The organism is Niallia sp. MER 6, from assembly GCF_023714395.1.
In the GTDB taxonomy this organism is placed as follows: domain Bacteria; phylum Bacillota; class Bacilli; order Bacillales; family Cytobacillaceae; genus Niallia.
The window spans coordinates 59,849-80,670 of the sequence record NZ_JAMAUK010000019.1 but is presented as its reverse complement, the minus strand read 5'-3'; the positions used below and the strand labels follow the sequence as shown (position 1 = coordinate 80,670).

At 35.5% G+C, this 20,822-nt stretch carries 20 protein-coding genes and 1 other annotated feature; of the genes, 15 read left to right on the top strand and 5 right to left on the bottom strand.

Features of this window, described 5'->3' with window-relative positions; genetic code table 11:
* Positions 1 to 183: 183 nt before the first annotated feature.
* A complete protein-coding gene (locus tag M3600_RS19570; RefSeq protein WP_251647169.1) occupies positions 184 to 864 on the top strand; it encodes a TetR family transcriptional regulator in 681 nt (226 codons plus the stop codon).
* 130 nt (positions 865 to 994) lie between these two features.
* Here M3600_RS19570 and M3600_RS19565 read toward each other — a convergent pair whose 3' ends face one another.
* Positions 995 to 2,206: an MFS transporter gene (locus M3600_RS19565; RefSeq protein WP_251647158.1), complete on the bottom strand. Its 1,212-nt coding sequence runs from the start codon at positions 2,204 to 2,206 to the stop codon at positions 995 to 997.
* A 62-nt stretch (positions 2,207 to 2,268) separates the two neighbouring features.
* Positions 2,269 to 2,548 (bottom strand) — a binding site (T-box leader).
* 192 nt (positions 2,549 to 2,740) lie between these two features.
* On the bottom strand, positions 2,741 to 2,935 hold the full coding sequence (locus M3600_RS19560; RefSeq protein ID WP_237941251.1) for a CsbD family protein: 195 nt from the start codon (positions 2,933 to 2,935) through the stop codon (positions 2,741 to 2,743).
* Positions 2,936 to 3,263: 328 nt separating this feature from the next.
* Between M3600_RS19560 and M3600_RS19555 the strand changes: the two genes are divergently transcribed.
* The 5 genes from M3600_RS19555 to M3600_RS19535 all read left to right on the top strand — a co-directional run bounded on the left by M3600_RS19555 (position 3,264) and on the right by M3600_RS19535 (position 9,735).
* The gene (locus M3600_RS19555) at positions 3,264 to 3,719 is read left to right on the top strand and encodes a VOC family protein (protein ID WP_233314229.1); all 456 of its coding nucleotides are present in this window, start codon (positions 3,264 to 3,266) and stop codon (positions 3,717 to 3,719) included.
* 528 nt (positions 3,720 to 4,247) lie between these two features.
* Positions 4,248 to 5,063 carry a Cof-type HAD-IIB family hydrolase gene (locus M3600_RS19550; protein WP_251647156.1) on the top strand — a complete coding sequence of 272 codons (816 nt, stop codon included), beginning with the start codon at positions 4,248 to 4,250 and terminating at the stop codon, positions 5,061 to 5,063.
* Between the two features lie 409 nt (positions 5,064 to 5,472).
* Positions 5,473 to 6,309 (top strand): BglG family transcription antiterminator LicT, encoded by an 837-nt coding sequence (gene licT, locus M3600_RS19545; protein ID WP_237941252.1) that lies wholly within the window; start codon positions 5,473 to 5,475, stop codon positions 6,307 to 6,309.
* Positions 6,310 to 6,412: 103 nt separating this feature from the next.
* Positions 6,413 to 8,293 carry a beta-glucoside-specific PTS transporter subunit IIABC gene (locus M3600_RS19540; protein ID WP_251647154.1) on the top strand — a complete coding sequence of 627 codons (1,881 nt, stop codon included), beginning with the start codon at positions 6,413 to 6,415 and terminating at the stop codon, positions 8,291 to 8,293.
* A gap of 11 nt (positions 8,294 to 8,304) precedes the next feature.
* The gene (locus M3600_RS19535; protein WP_237941253.1) at positions 8,305 to 9,735 is read left to right on the top strand and encodes a 6-phospho-beta-glucosidase; all 1,431 of its coding nucleotides are present in this window, start codon (positions 8,305 to 8,307) and stop codon (positions 9,733 to 9,735) included.
* Between the two features lie 126 nt (positions 9,736 to 9,861).
* Here M3600_RS19535 and M3600_RS29045 read toward each other — a convergent pair whose 3' ends face one another.
* Complete coding sequence (locus tag M3600_RS29045) at positions 9,862 to 10,416, bottom strand: TetR/AcrR family transcriptional regulator (protein WP_285854819.1); 555 nt, start codon at positions 10,414 to 10,416, stop codon at positions 9,862 to 9,864.
* 132 nt (positions 10,417 to 10,548) lie between these two features.
* Here M3600_RS29045 and M3600_RS19520 point away from each other — a divergent pair, with 132 nt between their 5' ends.
* Together M3600_RS19520 and M3600_RS19515 are read left to right on the top strand one after the other, a co-directional pair.
* On the top strand, positions 10,549 to 11,814 hold the full coding sequence (locus tag M3600_RS19520; protein ID WP_248574477.1) for an acyl-CoA dehydrogenase family protein: 1,266 nt from the start codon (positions 10,549 to 10,551) through the stop codon (positions 11,812 to 11,814).
* Positions 11,815 to 11,859: 45 nt separating this feature from the next.
* Complete coding sequence (locus M3600_RS19515; RefSeq protein ID WP_251647152.1) at positions 11,860 to 12,330, top strand: flavin reductase family protein; 471 nt, start codon at positions 11,860 to 11,862, stop codon at positions 12,328 to 12,330.
* Positions 12,331 to 12,458: 128 nt separating this feature from the next.
* Here the strand turns inward: M3600_RS19515 and M3600_RS19510 are convergent, their stop codons facing one another.
* Positions 12,459 to 13,157: a DUF2711 family protein gene (locus M3600_RS19510; protein WP_311315941.1), complete on the bottom strand. Its 699-nt coding sequence runs from the start codon at positions 13,155 to 13,157 to the stop codon at positions 12,459 to 12,461.
* A 206-nt stretch (positions 13,158 to 13,363) separates the two neighbouring features.
* On the opposite strand from M3600_RS19510, the gene vanR reads away from it, so the two are divergent.
* From vanR to M3600_RS19485, 5 genes are all read left to right on the top strand, one after another.
* Entirely contained in the window at positions 13,364 to 14,059 is a 696-nt protein-coding gene (gene vanR / locus M3600_RS19505; RefSeq protein WP_251647151.1) for a VanR-ABDEGLN family response regulator transcription factor, read from the top strand.
* Positions 14,052 to 15,128 (top strand): sensor histidine kinase, encoded by a 1,077-nt coding sequence (locus tag M3600_RS19500; RefSeq protein ID WP_251647149.1) that lies wholly within the window; start codon positions 14,052 to 14,054, stop codon positions 15,126 to 15,128. Before vanR ends, M3600_RS19500 begins: the two co-directional genes overlap by 8 nt.
* Positions 15,129 to 15,258: 130 nt before the next feature.
* Entirely contained in the window at positions 15,259 to 16,020 is a 762-nt protein-coding gene (locus M3600_RS19495) for an ABC transporter ATP-binding protein (protein ID WP_233314219.1), read from the top strand.
* Entirely contained in the window at positions 16,017 to 17,936 is a 1,920-nt protein-coding gene (locus M3600_RS19490) for an FtsX-like permease family protein (protein WP_251647146.1), read from the top strand. The genes M3600_RS19495 and M3600_RS19490 overlap by 4 nt, the downstream gene beginning before the upstream one ends.
* Positions 17,937 to 17,948: 12 nt before the next feature.
* Positions 17,949 to 18,881 (top strand): metallophosphoesterase, encoded by a 933-nt coding sequence (locus M3600_RS19485; RefSeq protein ID WP_233314217.1) that lies wholly within the window; start codon positions 17,949 to 17,951, stop codon positions 18,879 to 18,881.
* A 78-nt stretch (positions 18,882 to 18,959) separates the two neighbouring features.
* Here the strand turns inward: M3600_RS19485 and M3600_RS19480 are convergent, their stop codons facing one another.
* The gene (locus M3600_RS19480) at positions 18,960 to 19,250 is read right to left on the bottom strand and encodes a hypothetical protein (RefSeq protein WP_248574478.1); all 291 of its coding nucleotides are present in this window, start codon (positions 19,248 to 19,250) and stop codon (positions 18,960 to 18,962) included.
* A 206-nt stretch (positions 19,251 to 19,456) separates the two neighbouring features.
* On the opposite strand from M3600_RS19480, the gene M3600_RS19475 reads away from it, so the two are divergent.
* Positions 19,457 to 19,999, top strand: coding sequence for a GNAT family N-acetyltransferase (locus M3600_RS19475; protein WP_251647144.1), 543 nt, complete (start codon positions 19,457 to 19,459; stop codon positions 19,997 to 19,999).
* Positions 20,000 to 20,048: 49 nt separating this feature from the next.
* On the top strand, positions 20,049 to 20,774 hold the full coding sequence (locus M3600_RS19470; RefSeq protein ID WP_251647142.1) for a MurR/RpiR family transcriptional regulator: 726 nt from the start codon (positions 20,049 to 20,051) through the stop codon (positions 20,772 to 20,774).
* The last annotated feature ends 48 nt before the right edge of the window (positions 20,775 to 20,822 follow it).

Below are 20,822 nucleotides of genomic sequence, written 5' to 3'. Positions count from 1 at the left end.
ATAATTAATAAAAAAATTTAAATACTATACAATGACAACTTTTATCCAACAATTTAATAAACGCGTTTTAGTAGGGTTTCTATCTAACAGTGTAAGGTTGCCTCTTACAGTGTTAGATGATATCATCCTTTTATGAACCTGTAAAGCATAAACTTACACTGTTAGATAAAAGGGTGGATGATGATGAAAAAGCAGCAGCCTCAGATTTCAGAGGATAAAATTATAGAAACGTCGTGGGAGCTTCTTGGAGAGGATGGGATAGAAAAATTTAGTATGAGACGCTTGGCCAACCGGCTTGGGATACAGGCTCCATCACTGTATTGGTATTTTAAAAGCAAGCAGAAACTCTATCAACGGCTAGCAAACCATGTATCGAAGGTAATTATGGAAGAGTTCCACACCGATGGAGACTGGAAGGAGCAACTGACAGCACTTGCGGTAACAACACGGAGCGTGCTCAGCAGATATCCATGCTCCACACAGATGATGATGATGACACTGCCCCATGAACCGGATATCATTCGCTTCACTAACCGCATGCTGCTCTGTGTTGAATCGACGCCACTTGAGCAAGGGCAGAAAATGCAAGTCGTTACGACGCTTGTAAACTATGTTTTTTACTTTGTCCTAGATGATTATCAGCATGAGCGGAATGTTTCCGTTGCCCTTAAGGAACAGGAAACACTTCCAGGTGATGAGCTGATACAACTTCTGGACAGTATGAGCGAAACAGACGCTGGATTGTTTAAGAGAATGTTCACTGGCGGGCTGTTCGAGTTGATGGGAACCGACGGAGCTTTTGAGTTCGGCGTGAAGGTGATAATATTGGGAATTGAGCAAGTAATAAAGGAACAGGAAAAATAATAGGCAAAACCCGCTCATCAGTTATCACGATGGGCGGGTTTAGTTAGGTTTACCATTTATGGAGGAGAAGAATAGCCTTGTTCTTTTCTGTCTAAGACAAGGACTTGCTTTATCTTAAACTTTGTTGTTATTAATCTAACACTCGTTCATAATAATGTCTTTTTGACTTCACAGTTACAATAAAATATATGATGATCCCCAATACTAAAAAACTGAAGGATCCTATTATATATACACCACGAAGTTCAAATATTTCAGCAAATAAGCCGATAGTTATCGTAAATAATAGGATTAAACCAGCTTCGAAAATCCTTAAGATACTAGAGAATCTTCCCATAATATCTACGGGTACATTGTTTTGATAGAAAGTTAAAAATCCTATATTGGCGAATGATAAGAAAAAAGTTAATGTAAAGAACCCAATAGAAGCCCATATGAAATTAGGTGAAAAAGCAAAGATTATGTAGCCAATAGGGGTAAAGATGGCACCAAGTCCAATTAGAATGTTTAGATTCAATTTGTTGGCAAATAACGCATTTACTAGTGAACCACCAATAATCCCAACTCCTGCAATACTGACTAGAAATCCATAGTTGCTTTCAGATAGCGCTAATACTTCTGTGGCAAAAGCTGCTTCTAAGGAATCTAAGGCAGTCATAAACACTGTAATCATACTAAATAGAACATAAACTAGCGTCACATAAATATTTTTTCTACTGAAATTAATGATATTTTTCCAGTCATTTAAGATTAATGTTATATTAATCCTCTGAATTATGATATCCTCATTCTTTATCTCCACATTTGGAAGTAGCAAAATGACGATTGCTGATAAGGCTAATGCAAAGGAATTCGCAAATATAGCTAGGTAAGGTGACCCAACAATAAAAAGGAACCCAGCAACAGATGGCCCGATTATAAATCCGCATGAATGGATGAAGTTTCTCATTGCATTAAATTTCTGCCTACTTGTTTTAGGAATTAACTTTGTCATGTAAACCATTGAAGTAGGTTCAAAGATTGAACTGGCTATATTAATCATAAAGACTGCCACATAAATCAGAAAAAGAGAATCTACAAAAGGCAAGGTGAAAATTAATATGGCTCTAATTAAGTCTAAAATAATCATTAGATTCCTTTTGTTAAAGCGGTCAATGACAGTTCCAGACCAAAAATTTGTAACTAAGGTGGCAAGAGGTAGAAGTATATATAGTATTGATACGGCTAACGGTGACTTCGTCATATTTAAAATAATTAAGTTTAAAGCGATTAAATAAACCCATGCACCTATATTAGAAATTCCAATACCAAATAACAGTAAACTCGGGTTTTTCCATTTCATTTCAGTAACTCCTAAATATAAGATTAATAAATAAAAAAAATCTCACCTCCAAGGATAATATCCTTGGGGACGAGACTCCTTACAAGTTTAGAAGTTCGTGGTACCACCCCAGTTTATTTCTGTGTTACCACAGAAACCTTTCAAGTACAACACAGCCATTAAATGGAATGTTTATACTATTCTCTTTAACGGGAGAAAACCGGCACATAATCAATATCAGAACGAAATATCCTATATGCTGCTCTAAGGCTTGTTTCAGTGTACCATTACATCCTCCATTTCCAGCAACTGGAGTTCTCTGTTATGCTTTTGCACACTTACTCTTCTCTTCAATGCATTTATTAATGGAGATTATACATTAATTAACAGTATAAAAAAAGTAATTCTTGAAAACAATGGAAATTTTTTTGTTTGAATAAGGAAAGAGTATTTCTAGTAACAAACCGTGCTGGATAGCTAGCGGTAAAAACTTATTGGAGATCCTGCGGAGAGTTTGGCATAAAAATGGCTGCCAAAGGGCAGCCAAAATTGGTATTAATACTTACTGTCGTCATCTTCTTTTAATTTACCTGTTGTTTCCTGTAATTTACCTTTGACTTTATCTTTTTTACCATCAGCTTGCATACTCTTATCGCCTTTCGCGTTACCTATCTGATCCTTCGCTTCCCCTTTAACTTTAGATACACCGCTTTTTACTTTATCTGCTATACTTTGTTTATTTTCTGCCATGATTATGCACTCCTTTTTAGTACTTTTTGGTTATATTATTTAGTACCCAGTTCATATTTTTGTTAAACGTTACTATAATCGAATGAGCTATAACGGGTAGTTTACATAGAATTTCTTACTATGTATAACTTATATTAAAATATTGATGCATTCTAATAAGGCGATGAAAGATAGTTTTACCGCTCTGGTACAATAGTAGTAGCTTTCATAGAATAGATTTAACATAAATGGATAAGGAACAAATCGGGCAGGATTGTCCAAGAAGGTTTTTATCTAATTGGTGAAGAATTCTTTTATTCATATAGTGCAATATATGGGAGGACTAATCATGATTAAAGGAATATATGAAGCACATTTACCTGTCAGTAATTTAATAACATCTATTGAGTTTTATAAAAAATTAGACTTAGAAATAGCCTATCAAAAAGAAAAATTAGCATTTTTTTGGATTGAGAAGGGAAGAAGCTGGTTAGGATTATGGGAAACAGATATGGTAAATACACCTTACCATCCTTCTTTAAGGCATATTGCTTTCCAAATTGATAGAGATAATATGCAGGATATTAAAGAATGGTTAAAAGAAAGAAACATAGATGTCTCAACAAATTTTGGCTTTCCACCTGAAAAACAGCCATTAGTATTACCAAATAATCCACAAGCACATGCCGCAATCTATTTTAAAGATCCAGATGGAAATAGTATTGAATTGATTTCTCCGTTAAGATTGGATTATGAAGAAGAGTTTAAAATGATGACATTAGAAGAATGGTATAAATTCAAATAAATTATCCTTTTTTAATAGTCGAATCTAATAACAGAGATTAAAGCTGAGATTAAATAATAAATTGAGAAGATGTGGAATAATTCTAATAGATATAAACAGAAAGTTAGTAGGATAAACGATTTATGAATGAATACCTCGCTTTTAATAATGAAATACGCAGCAATACTTAATTTTCACTTAGTTATTGCTACGTATTTTTTTTTGAAGATTGAGGAGAAATTTATTTCTCAAATTCGCAAATAGCATTATTAACTTGTACTAAAAGACGTATAAGATTGTATGTGTTCTTGTTCACTCCATTAAATAATTGATGAAGTGAATTTATGATATTGGTGGAGTAGAAGAATGTTTGAGCGAATAGAAAATAGAAATTTAAAATGATTATTACCCTCATCTGAAAAGATATGGTATATTAAGAACAAAACTTATTAAACATGTTTAATAAGTTTTGTTCTTAATAGAGAGATTTAACTTCTACAAGGACCCGTACTTTAATGGTGGAAGGATAAAACTACTGGAGGTCAAAGTATGACTATTAAGCTCATAGCAGTTGATATGGATGGTACTTTTCTAAATAATCAAATGGAATATGATAAAGAGCGATTTTTTAAGCAATATAAAAAGATGAAAGAGCTAGGAATACGATTTGTTGTTGCAAGTGGAAATCAATATTACCAGTTGAAATCATTTTTTGATGATATACAAGATGAAATTAGTTATGTTTCTGAAAATGGTGCTTTTATAGTCGATCAAGGTGAAGAAGTATTCTCTGTTGACATTCCAAAAAGCCACGTGAAGGTAATCCTAGAAGAATTGGGGTCACATAATAAATTTACAACTGTGTTATGTGGCAAAGAAAATGCCTATGTTCTAGAAGAGGTTTCTGATACGTTTTTTAATACGATGAATAAGTATTATCACCGCTTGAAGAGGATTCCAAGTTTTGATAATGTAAATGATCAAATTTTAAAATTTGCCTTATCTTGTCCAGAGGATGAGACGCTTCCGTTAAGAGACTTGCTTCATAGTAGCATTGGGAATTTAGTATCACCTGTTTCTAGTGGGCATGGAAGCATTGACTTAATTGTGCCTGCTTTTCATAAAGCCTCTGGAATTCAATTGTTACAAGAAAAGTGGAATATAAAAGACAATGAAACGATGGCTTTTGGTGATGGTGGAAATGATATGGAAATGTTAAAGCATGTAGAGTATGGGTTTGCTATGGAAAACGGAAGCGCTGAGGTAAAACATATAGCAAAATATTTAGCGCCATCTAATAATAATAATGGGGTATTGGATATCATAGATCAATACTTCGCTAAGCAAGGGCCATTTACATCATAAATATTGTATCGACACTATAGTGGAGCATTTTCTTTAGAAGGAATGCTCTTATTTGTCTCAATTGTAGTATATTCAGTTTCAATTATTCCATTTAACCATCCAATTTCATATAACGTGTCTTTTTCTGATAAGCCTGAAAGGATTTGTAGATTTGAAAATAAAACTAATCATCGTGAAGAATCGACGATTTTGATAGAATAATATCCAATTTTTATGGAATCTACTAGTAATAAGCTATACAATTTTAATAGGCAAGTAATACTGGTAAATATTAAATTGACAACAAGAAATTACCTATGCTAGACTTACCTCAAGGATTGTTACCGCTTTATTGTGGGCTATACCTAATGTTTGCTTTGATTAATGAATGGCTTTAATTAATGAATTTTAAGATGAATAGGGACTATCGATGAATGTTTATAAAGTAATTAATAATAATATCGTATTGTCAAGAAATCATGATAATCATGAAATTGTCGTAATGGGAAGCGGTATCGGCTTTAAGAAAAAAGTCGGCGACGGTATTGATGAAACTCGAATTGAGAATATTTATCTCAGTTCAAAGGAGTGGAGTGTCAATAAGTTAACCCAGTTGCTTTCTTCCATCCCACTCGAACATATTCAGGTTGCCAATGAAATCATTAGCTTTGCGAAGGTTTCACTTGGAAAAAAATTAAGTGAAAACATCTTCTTAACATTGACTGATCATATTAGTTATGCAATTGAGCGCTATGAGAATGGGATGGAAATTAAAAATGCTCTTCTTTGGGAGATTAAGAGGTTTTATAACCATGAGTTCTTAATTGGCAAAGAAGCGTTATCAATTGTAAGAAACCGGCTTGGGGTTGATTTACCGGAAGATGAAGCTGGATTTATTGCCTTACATATTGTAAATGCAGAACTGGATATGGGACAAATAAGTCGCGTTTCAGAAATAGCGAAGGTTATCCAAAATATTCTAAGTATTATAAAGTTTCACTTCAAAATTGAGTTGGACGAGTATTCCCTTTATTACGAACGATTTATCACGCACTTGAAATTTTTCTTTCAACGTTTGTATAGTGATGTGAAATTGGATGATGCAGGGACAACAAGTTTTATTTTTATGTTGAAGGAAAAATATACAAACGAGTATGCCTGTGCATTGAAAATTAGGGAATATATAAAAAAGGAACTTGGAAAAGATTTAGAAGAAGATGAGTTAATCTATTTAACGATACACATAAAAAGAATAACAAATGACTAGGATTGTTACTGTTTGCAGGCTATACCTAAATGGACCCTCTTGTTTTGAGGAATTCATTTAGGTATTTTTTTATTCATTTTTTCTAAAACGGAGGATGATAGAGATGAACTATCAAGAGTTAGCGAAATTAATCATCGACAAAGTTGGTGGTGAAGGAAATGTTAAAAGTTTGAATCACTGTGCTACACGCTTGCGTTTCAATTTAAAAGACGACACAAAAACGGATGAACAAGCGTTAAAAAACACATCCGGTATAATGGGAGTAGTAAACAAAGGTGGTCAGTACCAAGTTATTATTGGAAGCGATGTAGGAAATGTTTATAAAGAGATAACTAAGCAAACCAATATTTCAAATGAAGGGGAAGAGGCTAAAGGAGAAGATAAACGTTCTACTTTTGCAAAAGTGATTGATACAATTACAGGTATCTTCACACCGATTCTTCCAGCCATAACAGCGGCAGGGATGCTAAAAGCAGTTTTATCTGTTTTAGTTGTATTTAAGGTTTTAACAACGGAAAGCCAAAGTTATCAAGTTATTAATTTCATGGCAGATGCTGCATTCTACTTTTTGCCTATTTTGCTAGCAGCATCTTCTGCACAAAAATTTAAGACAAATATGTATTTAGCTATAATGGTTGGAGGAATCTTACTACATCCATCTTTTGTTACGATGGTAAATACAGTAAAAGAGTCTGGAGGTAGCATTCATCTTTTGGGACTGCCGATTTCAGCAGTATCTTATTCTTCTTCTGTAATACCAATTATTCTTTCTGTATGGTTTATGTCTTATATTGAACCTATTGCAGATAAACTTTCTCCAAAGGCAATTAAGTTTTTTAGTAAACCATTGATTACGATTTTTATTGTAGGAACAGTTAGTCTTGTGGTATTAGGACCTATTGGTTATTTGATTAGTGATGCTATATCAAATGGAATAACAGCTTTAGAATCTGTTAGTCCATGGATCGTGCCATTGTTGGTTGGTACATTCACTCCATTACTTGTAGCAACAGGTACTCATTATGGTCTAGTTCCAATTGGAATTAACAATCGGATGACAACAGGTTATGATACAGTGATTTATCCTGGAATGCTTGCTTCCAATGTAAGCCAAGGTGCTGCTGCTATTGGGGTTGGTATTAAATCGAAGGATACTAAGATTAAACAATTAGCTTATTCTGCTGGTTTGACTGGTCTATTTGGTATTACAGAACCTGCTTTATATGGTGTTAATTTACGCTTTAAAACACCACTTTACGCGGCAATGATTGGCGGTGGAGTAGGTGGGTTATTCATGGGGATTTTTAGAGTAAGAAACTTTTCTGGTGGCTCACCAGGTCTGCTAACATTACCTAGTTATATTGGAGACAACACATTAAGTTTCTTCTATTTTGCATGTATAGGGGCAGTTATCAGTATTGTAGTAACGTTTATTGCAACATTAATACTTTATAAAGATCCAGTAGAATCAGTAGTTGATGGAGCATCTGAACCAAAAAAACCGGCAGCAAAGGAGAAGCAGCATATAAATGGTGCAACAGTTTTATCTCCGATGCAAGGCACTTTACACGGTTTAAAGCACGTAGATGATGGCATGTTTTCAGAAGAAATATTAGGGCAAGGTGTTGCAATTGAACCATCAGAAGGTACGGTTGTTTCACCGATAAATGGTACAGTAAGCGCCGTGTTTGATTCAAAACATGCAATAGGTCTTACGAGTGAAGATGGTATAGAACTTTTAATCCATATTGGAATAGATACAGTTCAACTAAACGGCGAAGGATATGAGTATCTTATTCAGAAAGGACAAGAAGTTCGAATAGGAGATAGGTTGATTCAGTTTGACCTTGAGGGAATTAAATCAAAAGGATATAAGACAATTACTCCGATTGTGATTACAAATTCGGCAGAAGTTGGAGAAATACTAACAGCAAATGATAACGCAATTAAGTTTGGAGAAGAAATAATTAAAATAATGAAATAGGAGGAAGAATAATGGGATTTAGAAAAGATTTTTTATGGGGCGGAGCTACGGCTGCAAATCAATGTGAAGGCGGATTCGATCAAGGTGGAAGAGGTTTAGCAAATGTAGATGTTATTCCAACAGGTAGTGATCGTAGAAGTATTATTACAGGTAAAAAGAGAATGTTTGAATTTGAAGAAGGGTATTATTATCCTGCTAAAGAAGCGATTGATATGTACCATCATTTCAAAGAAGACATTAGGTTATTCGGTGAAATGGGCTTTAAAACGTATCGTTTATCGATTGCATGGAGTCGCATTTTTCCAAAGGGCGATGAACTGGAGCCAAATGAAGAAGGTTTAAAATTTTATGAAGACCTATTTAAAGAATGCCATAAATATGGAATTGAGCCTTTAGTGACAATCACCCACTTCGATTGTCCAATGCATTTGATTGAAAATTATGGTGGTTGGCGGAATCGGCAGTTGATAGAATTTTATAAACGCTTATGTACTGTATTGTTTACTCGATACAAGGGTCTAGTAAAATACTGGCTTACTTTCAATGAAATTAATATGATTCTACATGCACCATTTCTTGGAGCAGGAATCTGTTTTGAAGAAGGCGAAAATGAGGAGCAAGTAAAATATCAAGCAGCACATCATGAACTTGTTGCAAGTGCAGAAGCAACTAGAATTGCTCATGAGATTGATCCTGAAAATAAAGTAGGATGCATGTTAGCAGCTGCTAGTTATTATCCTTACAGCTGTCGACCAGAAGATGTGTGGGAAGCAAAGAAAAACGATCGAGGGAATTACTTTTTCATTGACGTGCAATCAAAAGGAGCCTATCCAGCGTATGCGCTAAAAGAATTAGCTAGGAACAATATATCCATTGATATGAAGCCTGAGGATCTTGAAATCCTAAAGAAACACACTGTGGACTTTATTTCGTTTTCTTATTATGCTTCCCGTGTAGCAGCAGCTGAAGATTCTAATGTTGAAAAAACGGCAGGTAATCTATTCCCTACTATAAAAAATCCGTACCTCCATGCAAGTGAATGGGGATGGCAGATTGATCCTTTAGGTTTACGTATTACTATGAATGATTTATATGATCGTTATGAAAAACCTTTATTTATCGTTGAAAATGGCCTTGGTGCTGTAGATATACCAGATGAATCGGGGTATGTAGAAGATGATTATCGAATCGAATATCTAGCGGCACATATTCAGGCTATGAAAGAAGCTGTAGACGAGGATGGAGTGGACCTTCTTGGTTATACTAGCTGGGGGTGCATTGATTTAGTGTCAGCAGGTACTGGTGAAATGAAAAAAAGATATGGTTTTATCTATGTAGACCGCGACAATAATGGTAATGGTACCTTAAACAGAACGAAGAAAAAGTCATTTAACTGGTATAAGAAGGTAATTCAAACAAATGGCGAAGACTTATCGAATTAAAAGTATGATTAAATGGTAAATGAGAATAGATAGTAATATTTGCAGAAGGAGCTACTTAAAAAGTACCTCCTTCTTTATGTTTCCATCAAAAATACTCCGAATTAATCCATACTAACAGCATATTTATTATCCAAAAAAATCCCACTCATTAACAATACCCAATTTGCTCATTAAAGTCTCTAAATCAATAGACATATTGTTTTCTAGCCACCAATTTAACACCCCGAGAATGGCTCCAATATAGGCTTCTGTTCTAATGTGAAGTTCAATCGAATTTTCTTCCATAGCATAGTTTTCAACCAAGTATTTTCTTATCCCTTCTCCCATATCTCTTCGTAAAATATTGCTTAGAGAATCCCTCTCTTTATTTAAAAGTTGCGAAAATAACTTATGATGTTTAGTTGCTACCGACAATATCTCTTGAAAGCTTTCAGATGGGGAAAGAGTTTTACCAGCAAGAGGTAACTCTTCTTCGGCAATCTGTCTTATAGTACTGGAAAGTAAATCATATTTATCCTGAAAATGAGTATAGAAAGTGGTTCGATGAACCATGGCTAAATCACATATCTGCTTAACTGAAATAGTTTCAAAGGCTTGTTTGTCCATAAGCTCTAATAAAGCATGGAACAGTAGCTTGCGGGTTCTTCTTATTCGGAGGTCATCTTGTTTCATTTTATCCATACAATTTCCTCTTTCTGTATAGTTATTCAACAGAACGATCATTTCATCGGTTGATGTCTTTAATTATACAACTTAACATATAAACTACAAACGGAAATTAAATATACATGTGTAGAAAAAGGGGAGATATTAATGGTCCATTTAATGACAAATAAAAAGCTCACAGCAATGGAACAGCAGCTATTGGAGAATGCAACGGAGTTAGTTCCGTATCTTCAGCAATTTGGCAGAAGAATCGATGAGGAGAGACATATTCCGGATGAGGTCATTAAAAAAGTATCAGATGCTGGATTATTTAAGCTAGGGACACTAAAAAAATACGGAGGTTATGAAGTTAGTATCCGTGCCATGGTGGAAATTATCTCTGAAGTGGCTAAGGGGAATGGTTCAGTCGGCTGGGTGGTTCAAATAATAAACGGAAATAATTATACAGCTTCTCTGTCTTTACCCACTGAAGTATTAAATACAGTCTTTAATCAAGAAGAGGAAGTGCGTTTTTGTTCTGTCTTGCAAGCAAGAAAGGCAGATGTAAAAAAAGTAGAGGGAGGCTATTTAGTAGAGAACGGATTTTGGGGATTTGGTTCAGGATCTAAGCATGCCACTCATGCATTATTAAATTTAAACGACATTAGGACCATACAGCAAGGCAAGGCAATGCAAATGAAGTTGGCAGTTGTTCCGATGAATGACATTAAAATAGTAGATGATTGGTATACGATGAGCCTAAAAGGTTCAGCAAGTAATAGTTTAGAGATGAAAAATGTATTCATACCTGAAAAATACGTCACCGTCCAGGATATGTCCCAAATTATTTCTATAGAAAACCTAGAAGGACGCGACAAATATAGACCTTATGTACAAGTTATCACTAGTATAACTACAGGAATCAGCGCAATCCTTGGACTTGCAAGAGGGGCTATTGAATATTTTGTTGAAAAAGCGCCTAATAAGCCAATTACCATGACAGTTCACACTTCTCAGGCAGAAGTAGGCCATATTCAGTATAAAGTAGGGCTTGCAGCTATGAAGGTTGAATCTGCTCATCTTCATATCAGTCGTACGATTGATAATTTAGAGAATAAAGTACAAACAGGAGAAAAATTCAGTATAAAAGAATTGGCACAACTTCAAACAGATATGACATATGCTTCGATGTTGTGCTGGGAGGCAGTGGATATGCTAATGGCAGAAAGCGGTGGTGGAGTTATAGCTGATTCGAATCGACTGTCGCAGATATTCCGAGATATCCGAGGCGGTTCTAATCATGCGCTTACTACTGCATCCACTGGTCTTGAACTTTACGGAAGGGTCCTTATGGGTTTACCTCCACAGCATATCATGACATTAGGTGCAGCATCCATTTTAAAAAAAGATGAATTGATTGGAAATCATTCGTAAAAGGTAGCAAGAATATATCATAAAAAAGAGGGAGCAATGTTTAAAATGGATGATAAACAATTTCGCACAGCAATGGGGAAATTTGCTACAGGGGTAACAGTTATTGCTACAGAAGTAGAGGGCGAAGTACACGGAATGACAGCTAATGCTTTTATGTCAGTATCTCTTGATCCAAAGTTGATTGTTATTTCTGTACGGAAACAAGCAAGTATTCTAGCAAAATTGCAATCGAGTCAAACCTTTTCAGTGAATATTTTGGGCGAAGATCAGCAGGAAGTATCCATGATTTTTGCAGGACAACTAAAGGACAAACAAGTTGATTTTAACCGTCTTGATGGGAAACCAGTAATTCCAGGAGCAATTGCGCAGATTGCCTGTGAAGTCAGTGGAGAGCATATCGAGGGAGATCATATATTATTCATTGGTAAAGTAACCGATATTTATGTAGAAGATAAGGCGCCGCTTATTTACTATAACGGGAAGTACGGTTCTTTGAAAGAAGAGATGATAGATTAACGGAAAATTGATATACGGATATCATTTAACTTTTTTATTCTAATCACACAAGAAATGCTCTCCCTCTATTAAAGGGAGAGCATTTCTTGTGTGATGAACATGGCAGCTTTTTTATTCAAAAAGAATATTTAAAAATACCAGTTAATAAACGTTTTTTGGTCACATATAACAGCTTCACCATTCATCGTTTGAACAATTTGTTCGATATTTTTATCTTTCGTAAAGAACAAGGTTGTAAAGGATTCATACAAGCTCATAAAAGCGAAATCCATATTTTCATCCGTCACAATTAACTCTTTATCACATAGATTGCATATATCTAAAGGGGTAGCATCATTTATATTTAATATCCCCCTGTTTTCTAAGATTGGGTCTAAATAATATAGTTTGCTAGCACCTCTTGAGCCAAGAACTTTCAGTAAGCTATGTAACAAGAATACAGATGTACTATCATCTGTTGGAAAATAAAGATCTGATTTTAGGTTTGAATTTAACTTGTTAGATAAGTCCACTTCTTTATATTCTTTTTTAAGAGCATAAATAGAGGTTAACAAAGCTAAGGCTAAAGCATTATAAGAATCTAGCCCGCTATAAGACATAATTTCCCGCCAAGAAACAGGCTTTCCAATAGTAAGGGCGTCATTATTACTTGGATAGATGTGTTCGCAAGGGGTTTTTCTCATAGATTCCTCCCACCCTAAAGGCATTTGGACAAAAGGGTGTAGTAATATGGCAGCAGATTTAAAGTTGCTTGGAAGTTGTTTTAGAACAGGTGATTGGTCATCAAACCAAATATAATCTAACAAGTATTCTCCTCCTTTAAGCACTAAATTTAGACAAACATTGTCTTTTTACAGAATATATTTACACAGCTGCAGATGATGATAATAAAAGGTAGAATCAATCCTTACTTCAAGGCTTTTCATAGAGTATATATAACTATTAGTTTAAAGTTAATGTATACTATTGGAAAGTAATTCATTCTAAAAAAACATTTTTAGAAATTACATAAACAGTAAAAGGGGATTTTGCAGTGAATCAAAAAGTATTGCTTGTTGAAGATGAAGAGGATATTTCTAATTTATTGGAGATTTATTTGAAGGATCAAGGATATGCAGTGGATACTTTTCATAATGGGCAGGATGCATTAGAGCGTATAAAAACAACAGAATATGATTTAGCGATCTTGGATGTTATGTTACCGGGCATAAATGGATTTGAATTATGCAAAAAAATTCGGGAGCAATATTTTTATCCAATTATTATGTTAACAGCTAAGATTGAGGATATTGATAAAATTACTGGATTAACAATTGGAGCAGATGATTATATAACAAAGCCTTTTAATCCACTTGAGGTAGTGGCAAGAGTGAAAACTCAATTGCGCAGATATAAACGTTACAACGAACAGGCAGGAAGTGTAAAGGATGTAGAGGAGTACGATATTAGAGGGTTAAAAATTAATAAATCCACACATCGCTGTTCCTTATTTGAGGAACCAATCGAGTTAACGCCGATCGAGTTCTCTATTTTATGGTACTTATCTGAAAACCAAGGAAAAGTTATTTCAGCTGAGGAGCTATTTGAGAAGGTATGGGGAGAAAAATATATTGAGAATAACAATACAGTGATGGCTCATATTGCTAGATTGCGTGAAAAGCTGAAGGAGCCTGTGAAAAAGCCGAGGTTTATTAAAACTGTTTGGGGAGTGGGGTATAAGATTGAATAAGAAAGCTAAGCAAATCTCCAACTATTTATCACTGCGCTTTTTCATCATGACCTTATCTTGTTTTGTTATTATTTTTCTTTTGTCTTTTATTCTAGTAAGTGTTAATGATTCACAAGCGTTATCGGGTGTTATAGGAGATGCTGTTAAATGGACAAGTAACCGTTTATTGTTGCTGGCACCAAGTGTATTTATTGCTTGCGTATTTATTATTTTAATCATTCAAAGAAGACAGCTGATAACGTATTTAGCTGCATTATCAGCAAACCTAGAAACGATCACGATTGAAGAGAAACACGACTTACAGCTTCCGCCTATCTTAAAGGATGCAGAGGAGGGGATGGAAAGACTGAAGTATGAGCTGAAGGAAAAAGAGCGTGCAGCAAAGGAAGCGGAGCAGCGGAAAAATGATTTAATTGTGTATTTGGCACATGATTTGAAAACACCGATTTCCTCGATTATCGGTTACTTAACATTACTGCGAGATGAGAAAAATCTCTCAGACGAGATGTATCAAAAATTTATCCATGTAACAATGTCTAATGCAGAGCGCTTAGATGATTTAATTAATGAGTTTTTTGAGATAACGCGCTTTAATTTATCGGCCATCTCCTTACATTACAGCAAAGTGAATCTGTCATTTATGCTGGAGCAGCTCTTGTTTGAGTTTCAGCCCATATTAAGAGCTAAAAATTTAACATATCGTATCGAAGACTCGCAACATATCGAAATTGCTTGTGATGCAGAGAAAATTCAAAGAGTATTTGATAACTTAGTTAGCAATGCTGTGCATTATAGCTTTGAGGATAGTGAAATTGTTATTTCTATTACGCAGGATGAGGACAGTGCGGTGATTCAATTCAGTAATGAAGGATATCCGATTGAACGTGACAAGCTGGATCGCCTGTTTGAACAATTTTATCGCTTAGATGCAGCGAGATCGACTCGAAGCGGCGGTGCTGGGATTGGATTGGCTATTGCTAAGCAAATTATGGAACAGCATCATGGCACGATAACAGCGAGTTCAAATGGGCAAAAGATTAACTTTACTGTGAAGCTGCCGTTATCGTAAGAATTTTGTAAGATTTTACGCAGAAAAAAAGCAGATAATTGTTATAGAACGCAAATAAAGAAAGCTTTTGGTTTCAGTATGATTAAAGTACTGAAAGCAAAGGCTTTTTTTATTTTTCGGAGGGATAAGTATGGAAATTTTAAAGGTGCAAAATGTAAAAAAGGTTTATCAGTCTCACAAAGGTGCAAAGGTTGAGGCATTGGTTGATATTAACTTCACTGTAAATAAAGGAGAATATATTGCCATTATGGGAGAGTCAGGCTCAGGCAAATCAACACTCTTAAATATTTTAGCTTCTTTAGATGACGTTACAAGAGGGGAAGTACTGCTGGAGGGTGTGAACTACAAACAAATTCAAAATGATGAATTGGCAGCATTTCGCCGGCAGCACTTAGGATTTGTGTTTCAGGATTTTAACTTATTAGATCAATTCACCTTAAAGGATAATATTTTTTTACCGCTAGTCCTTGCTGATCACTCTGTAAAGGAGATGAATGCAAAAATAAAGGATTTAGCAAGCATATTGGAAATTGATCATCTTTTAGAAAAATATCCGTACGAAGTTTCAGGAGGCCAGCAGCAGCGAGCTGCAGTTGCACGGGCGTTAATCACAGCCCCGAGCTTAATTTTAGCTGATGAACCGACTGGCGCACTCGATTCTCGTTCTGCACAGGAGCTGTTGAATTTGTTTGCAAGATTTCATCAAGCGGGCCAAACCATCATTATGGTGACACATAGTGTGTATGCAGCAAGTAAAGCAAGCCGTGTGCTGTTTATTAAAGACGGAAAAATCAACAGTGAGATCCATAAAAGAGATAAGAATGAAGATATCACCCAACAAATTTTTGACATGCAATCAGCAGCAATTGCACAAAGGAGCCGCAGCCTATGAATAAAAAATGGTATGTGAAATTAGCGGTAACGAACATCAAAACCAATGGCTTAATGTTTCGGCCCTATCTATTTACTTGCATGGTCATTATAGCCCTGTTTTATACCATTAACAGCCTGGTCAATGCTCATGCGCTGAAATCCATTTCAGGCGGGAACTTTACCATCGACGTGATGAAGTTTGGCAGTTTATTGTTTACCGTACTATCTCTGTTCTTTTTGATGTATGCCAACAGCTTTATATTTAAGAAACGAAAGAAGGAAATGGGTTTATATAATTTATTAGGTTTGGAGAAAAAGCATATTCGAAAAATATTAATACTAGAAACTGCGCTTATTGCACTATTCACAATGATAGGTGGCATTGCAGTTGGTCTAGTATTAAATCAAGCTGTCGGCATAGCTATGTCCGCCATGATGAAGGTCCCGTTAACAGTCAGTATGATTTCTATACCTGCCTTATTAAAAACGATTGGCATATTCATAATGGTCTTTTCCATTATCCTGGTCTTTAACTTAAAGCAGATTCACTCTGTTTCAGTGATTGAATTAATGAAAGGGGCCCAAATAGGGGAGCGGGAACCGAAGGCGAAGCTTGTGCTGGCAATGCTTGGTGGTGTCCTCTTATTCTCAGGATATCTTCTATCATTTACTGTTAAAGACCCAAAATTAGATATAAGTGCGATGATTACAGCAATAGTCCTTGTTGTGGCAGCAACGTACTTGCTTTTTATTGCGGCAAGTATTGTTCTCCTTAAAATGCTGCGCAAAAAGAATAGCATTTATTATAACAAAAACAATTTTACCCTCATTTCAACCATGATTTTTCGGATGAAACAAAATGCGGTCGGATTAGCAAATATTGCTGTGTTAAGCACGGCGACCTTAATTGTTATGACAACTACCATTTCCTTATATTTAGGTGTTAATACGATGCTGAACAATAGCTTTCAGTTCGATGTATCCATTACAAATCCGGCAGAAAACATCCCTGAGCAGCAGCAGCTGCAAACATTTATCGATAACAATAAAAATCGTTATGATGTTGACACTACATCTGCTGCATCATACCGCGGCGGACAGTTTGCTGCTGATTTAACAGGAGATGGAAAGGAAGACTTCTTTCTTATTTTGCCGTTAGAAGATTTTAATACACTAACAAACGAGGATATTTCGCTAGCTGCAGATGAAGTAATGCTTTTAAAAGATAAAGAGACTGCAGGATTACAAAGCATCAACCTAAACGAAGAATCATTTAAAGTGAAAAGTATGGTTGAAGATTTGCCAATTGATACAGCCCTTGCTGACAGTGTTGATCGCAATTGGATTTACGTCATTGCTCCGTTAACTGGTGAATTTGCGCAAACACTAGATTTGGAAAACTCACTTACTATGTATCAAGACTTTAACTTACAGGGGGATGCAGACGCAGTGAATGATTTTTCCCATGCGATTGCAGAGGAGGCCGACAAAATTGGCTATTTGGATGTAGAAGCAAAGTCAATTTACAAAGAATCACTGTTAGTTCGTTTTGGCGGATTGCTGTTTTTAGGAATTTTTATTAGTGCGGTTTTAGTTGCCGAGACAGCGTTAATGATTTTCTATAAGCAAATTTCAGAAGGCTATGACGATCGAAATCGCTTTGCCATTATGAAAAAAGTAGGCATGAGTGAAGCAGAAATTATGAAAACCATTAGAAAGCAAACGCTGATTATGTTTTTTGCCCCACTCACCGTAGCACTACTTCATTTAGGAGCCGGTTTGCCGCTTGTAACGAAAATCATTGGTATCGCTGCAATGGATAATTGGCTTGTTGTGTTAGGCAGCGGATTATTTGCAGCAATCATTTTTACAGTCATTTATGGTGCAACCTATCTATTCACCGAAAAAAGCTATAAAAAAATCATTAAGCACTAAAGGAGAATGAAAGTGAAAAAAATAAAAACAGCTTGGATTATTATTGGTGTAATTATTCTATTCCTACTTGGCACTATCTGGAGCAATTCACATGTAACTGTAGACAAAGTGACAATTGCTCATAATCGTTTACCAGCAGCATTTGATAACTTTAAAATTTTGCAGATATCTGATTTAAAAGGAAAGGAATTTGGAAACAATCAAAAAAAACTAGTGAATGTAATAAAAAAACAGCAGTATGATGCAGTTGTTTTCACAGGAGACTATATTTCCGAAGAAGAAGAGAATTTGCAGCCGCTTGAAAGCTTATTAAAGGGAATGCCGAAAAATAACGACATGTATTATATTTTAGGTGATAAGGATGGAGATAACAGTACGGCTGCATTGAAAAAGGGTGACCGTTTTTATGATTTGTTTACAAAATATAATGTCAAGCCACTCTATCCAGGGATGGAGATTAAGAAGGGAGGAGACTCGATTTGGTTAAAAACAAATCCGTATGTTGGCATGAATGAAGTAGGAGCAGGTGATATTTCAAGTCAATTGTTAGAAGAAAAAGAAGCGTTTGAAGCTCGACTTAAGGAGCAGCAAGACCCCTTTACGGTTGAAATATCCCACCGTGCCACAGAAATTGATTATGAAGATCCGTATCTGCATGAATATCGGACAACAACATTAAATGATGCAGACAAAGAATGGAGACAATGGGATGTCAGTCTTAACGGTCATACGCTTGGAGGACAATTCAAATTGCCGATTATCGGTCCGCTGTATGCTCCGAATTTTGGCTTATTTCCTGGTAAAGTGAACGTAACAGGTGTGCATACGGTTGATAATCATACCCAATATATAAATAACGGATTAGGTGTAAGTGGACCTTGGTTTGCACAATTTCGTCTGTTTAATACACCGAGCATTGGGTTAATCACTTTAAAAGCAAAGTAACCTATAAAAGCTGGTAATTTGGAGTGCAAAGTCCATCTTTTCATTAAAAAAAATAAGAGGGAAACTCCTCTTATTTTTTTATTTTTTCCAGGGCTTAAATATGAGTGCCAGGATGATAATAAGCAAAATCAAAAAATACAGCAAGTTTGGCAGGAATTTTAACAGCCAAATACTAACCATTAATGTCGAAAATGTTAACAGCTCTAAGTACCGTTTTCTGCCTAATTTTTTCTTATTAGCCATTACAATGAAATAGGCAATTGGCGGTAATATAAAGCACAGCACAAACAATACTTTTTCTTTCAGATACCAAGGCAGTTTATTATCAGTCATCTTTGTATGATTAGTTTCTTTTCCATTTTTCCTCATAATGTGCCCAAGCACTCATCGCAATAGCTGCGATGATCTCCCCCACAAACCGAAACAAACTGAGTGCTAATTCCATTAATATCCACTCCTTTGATTTTAATATTACAAAAAATAGGAACTTATCACAAGTTATATTATTGTCCTATTTATATGCATGAAGAAAAGGATTACACTAGAAAAAACAGGCATAATGGGGAGGAATAAAGATGCATTTAATAGAAATAAGACGGCCGCTCGAGACAGACCGAAAAGAACTGCAGCATTTTTTTGATATCATGCTCAAAAGCACGTTTGATAAGAATGGTATTGCCAATCTTGTCGAGGACAGACAAATGGAGCTTCAGGAAAAGCAGGACCAGCTTAACGAAGATTTTGCGAGCGGCGGAAAGAAGCGATATTTTTTATTGGCAACTGATAAAGCTACTGGAGACTTGCTCGGCTGCATTGCATATGGCCCTGTAAGTGCATTAATAGTAAGAGAAACAAAGGGAGAATTCACTGATATGTTGGAGGTGGGCACAGCGTTTGTTCATCCAGACCATCAGAACAAAGGGATTGGCACACTGCTTTTGCAGGCCATCCTCGAAGTCTTAAAAAGCAAGGGAATAAAAGAATATTGCTTGGACAGCGGCTATCAGCTCGCTCAAAAAGTATGGACGAAAAAACTTGGCAGTCCATACTTATTGTTAGAAGATTATTGGGGAGAGGGAGCGCATCATATGATTTGGCGCAGGCGAATGGATAAGTGAATGGTCTTTTCATTCTATTTACTAAAATTATCATTAGGTGTGAGTTTAGATGAACTTTGAAGAGCGAGTACATATGTTTGAGTATAAGCTTAATGATACGGATGACCAAATTATAGAGTATATTCTTCAGCATAAAAATGATTTTATCCATCATTCAATTCAAACCTCTGCAGCTGCTTTGTACACTGTTCCTAATACGATTACACGGTTATCTAAAAAGCTTGGCTATGACAGCTTTTCTCATATGAAAAACAGCATGAAGGATGAGCTGCAAGCGGCACAGTCAGAGGAGCATCTTTCATTCGCTTTTATAAAAAAGACATATGATCTTCTTGATACAGAGTTGCTTGAAAAACTGGCGTGGAAACTTGTTTCTGCTAAAACTATCTTATTTTACGGTGCTGGTGACTCTGCTGATTTTTGTGAAATGATGGTAAGAAATCTTAGAGTAGTCGGCAAAAGCTCTGTCTATTTAAGTCACAGACATGAGCTAATGCATATGCTTAAATCGATGACAAAGCAAGATGCGCTGTTTACAATCAGTCTTTCAGGAGAAACACCGCTTGTTCTTGAAATCGCCCAATTAGCAATAGAGCAGAACATCCAAACGATATCTTTGACTCATTTTAGTCATAATTCACTACAAAAACTAACAGATTACAATTTATACTGTTATTCCCCTAAAAGGTTGAAAAATGGTTATAACATTACAGATAAAACACCTGTTATGATTGTACTTCAAGCGTTGTCAGAACAGTATTGGAGCATAAATTAAGTGAAAAATACACAAAAATTCCATAAACAATTTTTATTTGTGTAAAAA

Coding starts and splice junctions, on each gene's coding strand:
- M3600_RS19570 (WP_251647169.1), top strand. CDS start 184: ATGAAAAAGCAGCAGCCTCAGATTTCAGAGGATAAAATTATAGAAACG.
- M3600_RS19565 (WP_251647158.1), bottom strand. CDS start 2,206: ATGAAATGGAAAAACCCGAGTTTACTGTTATTTGGTATTGGAATTTCT.
- M3600_RS19560 (WP_237941251.1), bottom strand. CDS start 2,935: ATGGCAGAAAATAAACAAAGTATAGCAGATAAAGTAAAAAGCGGTGTA.
- M3600_RS19555 (WP_233314229.1), top strand. CDS start 3,264: ATGATTAAAGGAATATATGAAGCACATTTACCTGTCAGTAATTTAATA.
- M3600_RS19550 (WP_251647156.1), top strand. CDS start 4,248: ATGACTATTAAGCTCATAGCAGTTGATATGGATGGTACTTTTCTAAAT.
- licT (WP_237941252.1), top strand. CDS start 5,473: ATGAATGTTTATAAAGTAATTAATAATAATATCGTATTGTCAAGAAAT.
- M3600_RS19540 (WP_251647154.1), top strand. CDS start 6,413: ATGAACTATCAAGAGTTAGCGAAATTAATCATCGACAAAGTTGGTGGT.
- M3600_RS19535 (WP_237941253.1), top strand. CDS start 8,305: ATGGGATTTAGAAAAGATTTTTTATGGGGCGGAGCTACGGCTGCAAAT.
- M3600_RS29045 (WP_285854819.1), bottom strand. CDS start 10,416: ATGGATAAAATGAAACAAGATGACCTCCGAATAAGAAGAACCCGCAAG.
- M3600_RS19520 (WP_248574477.1), top strand. CDS start 10,549: ATGGTCCATTTAATGACAAATAAAAAGCTCACAGCAATGGAACAGCAG.
- M3600_RS19515 (WP_251647152.1), top strand. CDS start 11,860: ATGGATGATAAACAATTTCGCACAGCAATGGGGAAATTTGCTACAGGG.
- M3600_RS19495 (WP_233314219.1), top strand. CDS start 15,259: ATGGAAATTTTAAAGGTGCAAAATGTAAAAAAGGTTTATCAGTCTCAC.
- M3600_RS19490 (WP_251647146.1), top strand. CDS start 16,017: ATGAATAAAAAATGGTATGTGAAATTAGCGGTAACGAACATCAAAACC.
- M3600_RS19480 (WP_248574478.1), bottom strand. CDS start 19,250: ATGAGGAAAAATGGAAAAGAAACTAATCATACAAAGATGACTGATAAT.
- M3600_RS19475 (WP_251647144.1), top strand. CDS start 19,457: ATGCATTTAATAGAAATAAGACGGCCGCTCGAGACAGACCGAAAAGAA.
- M3600_RS19470 (WP_251647142.1), top strand. CDS start 20,049: ATGAACTTTGAAGAGCGAGTACATATGTTTGAGTATAAGCTTAATGAT.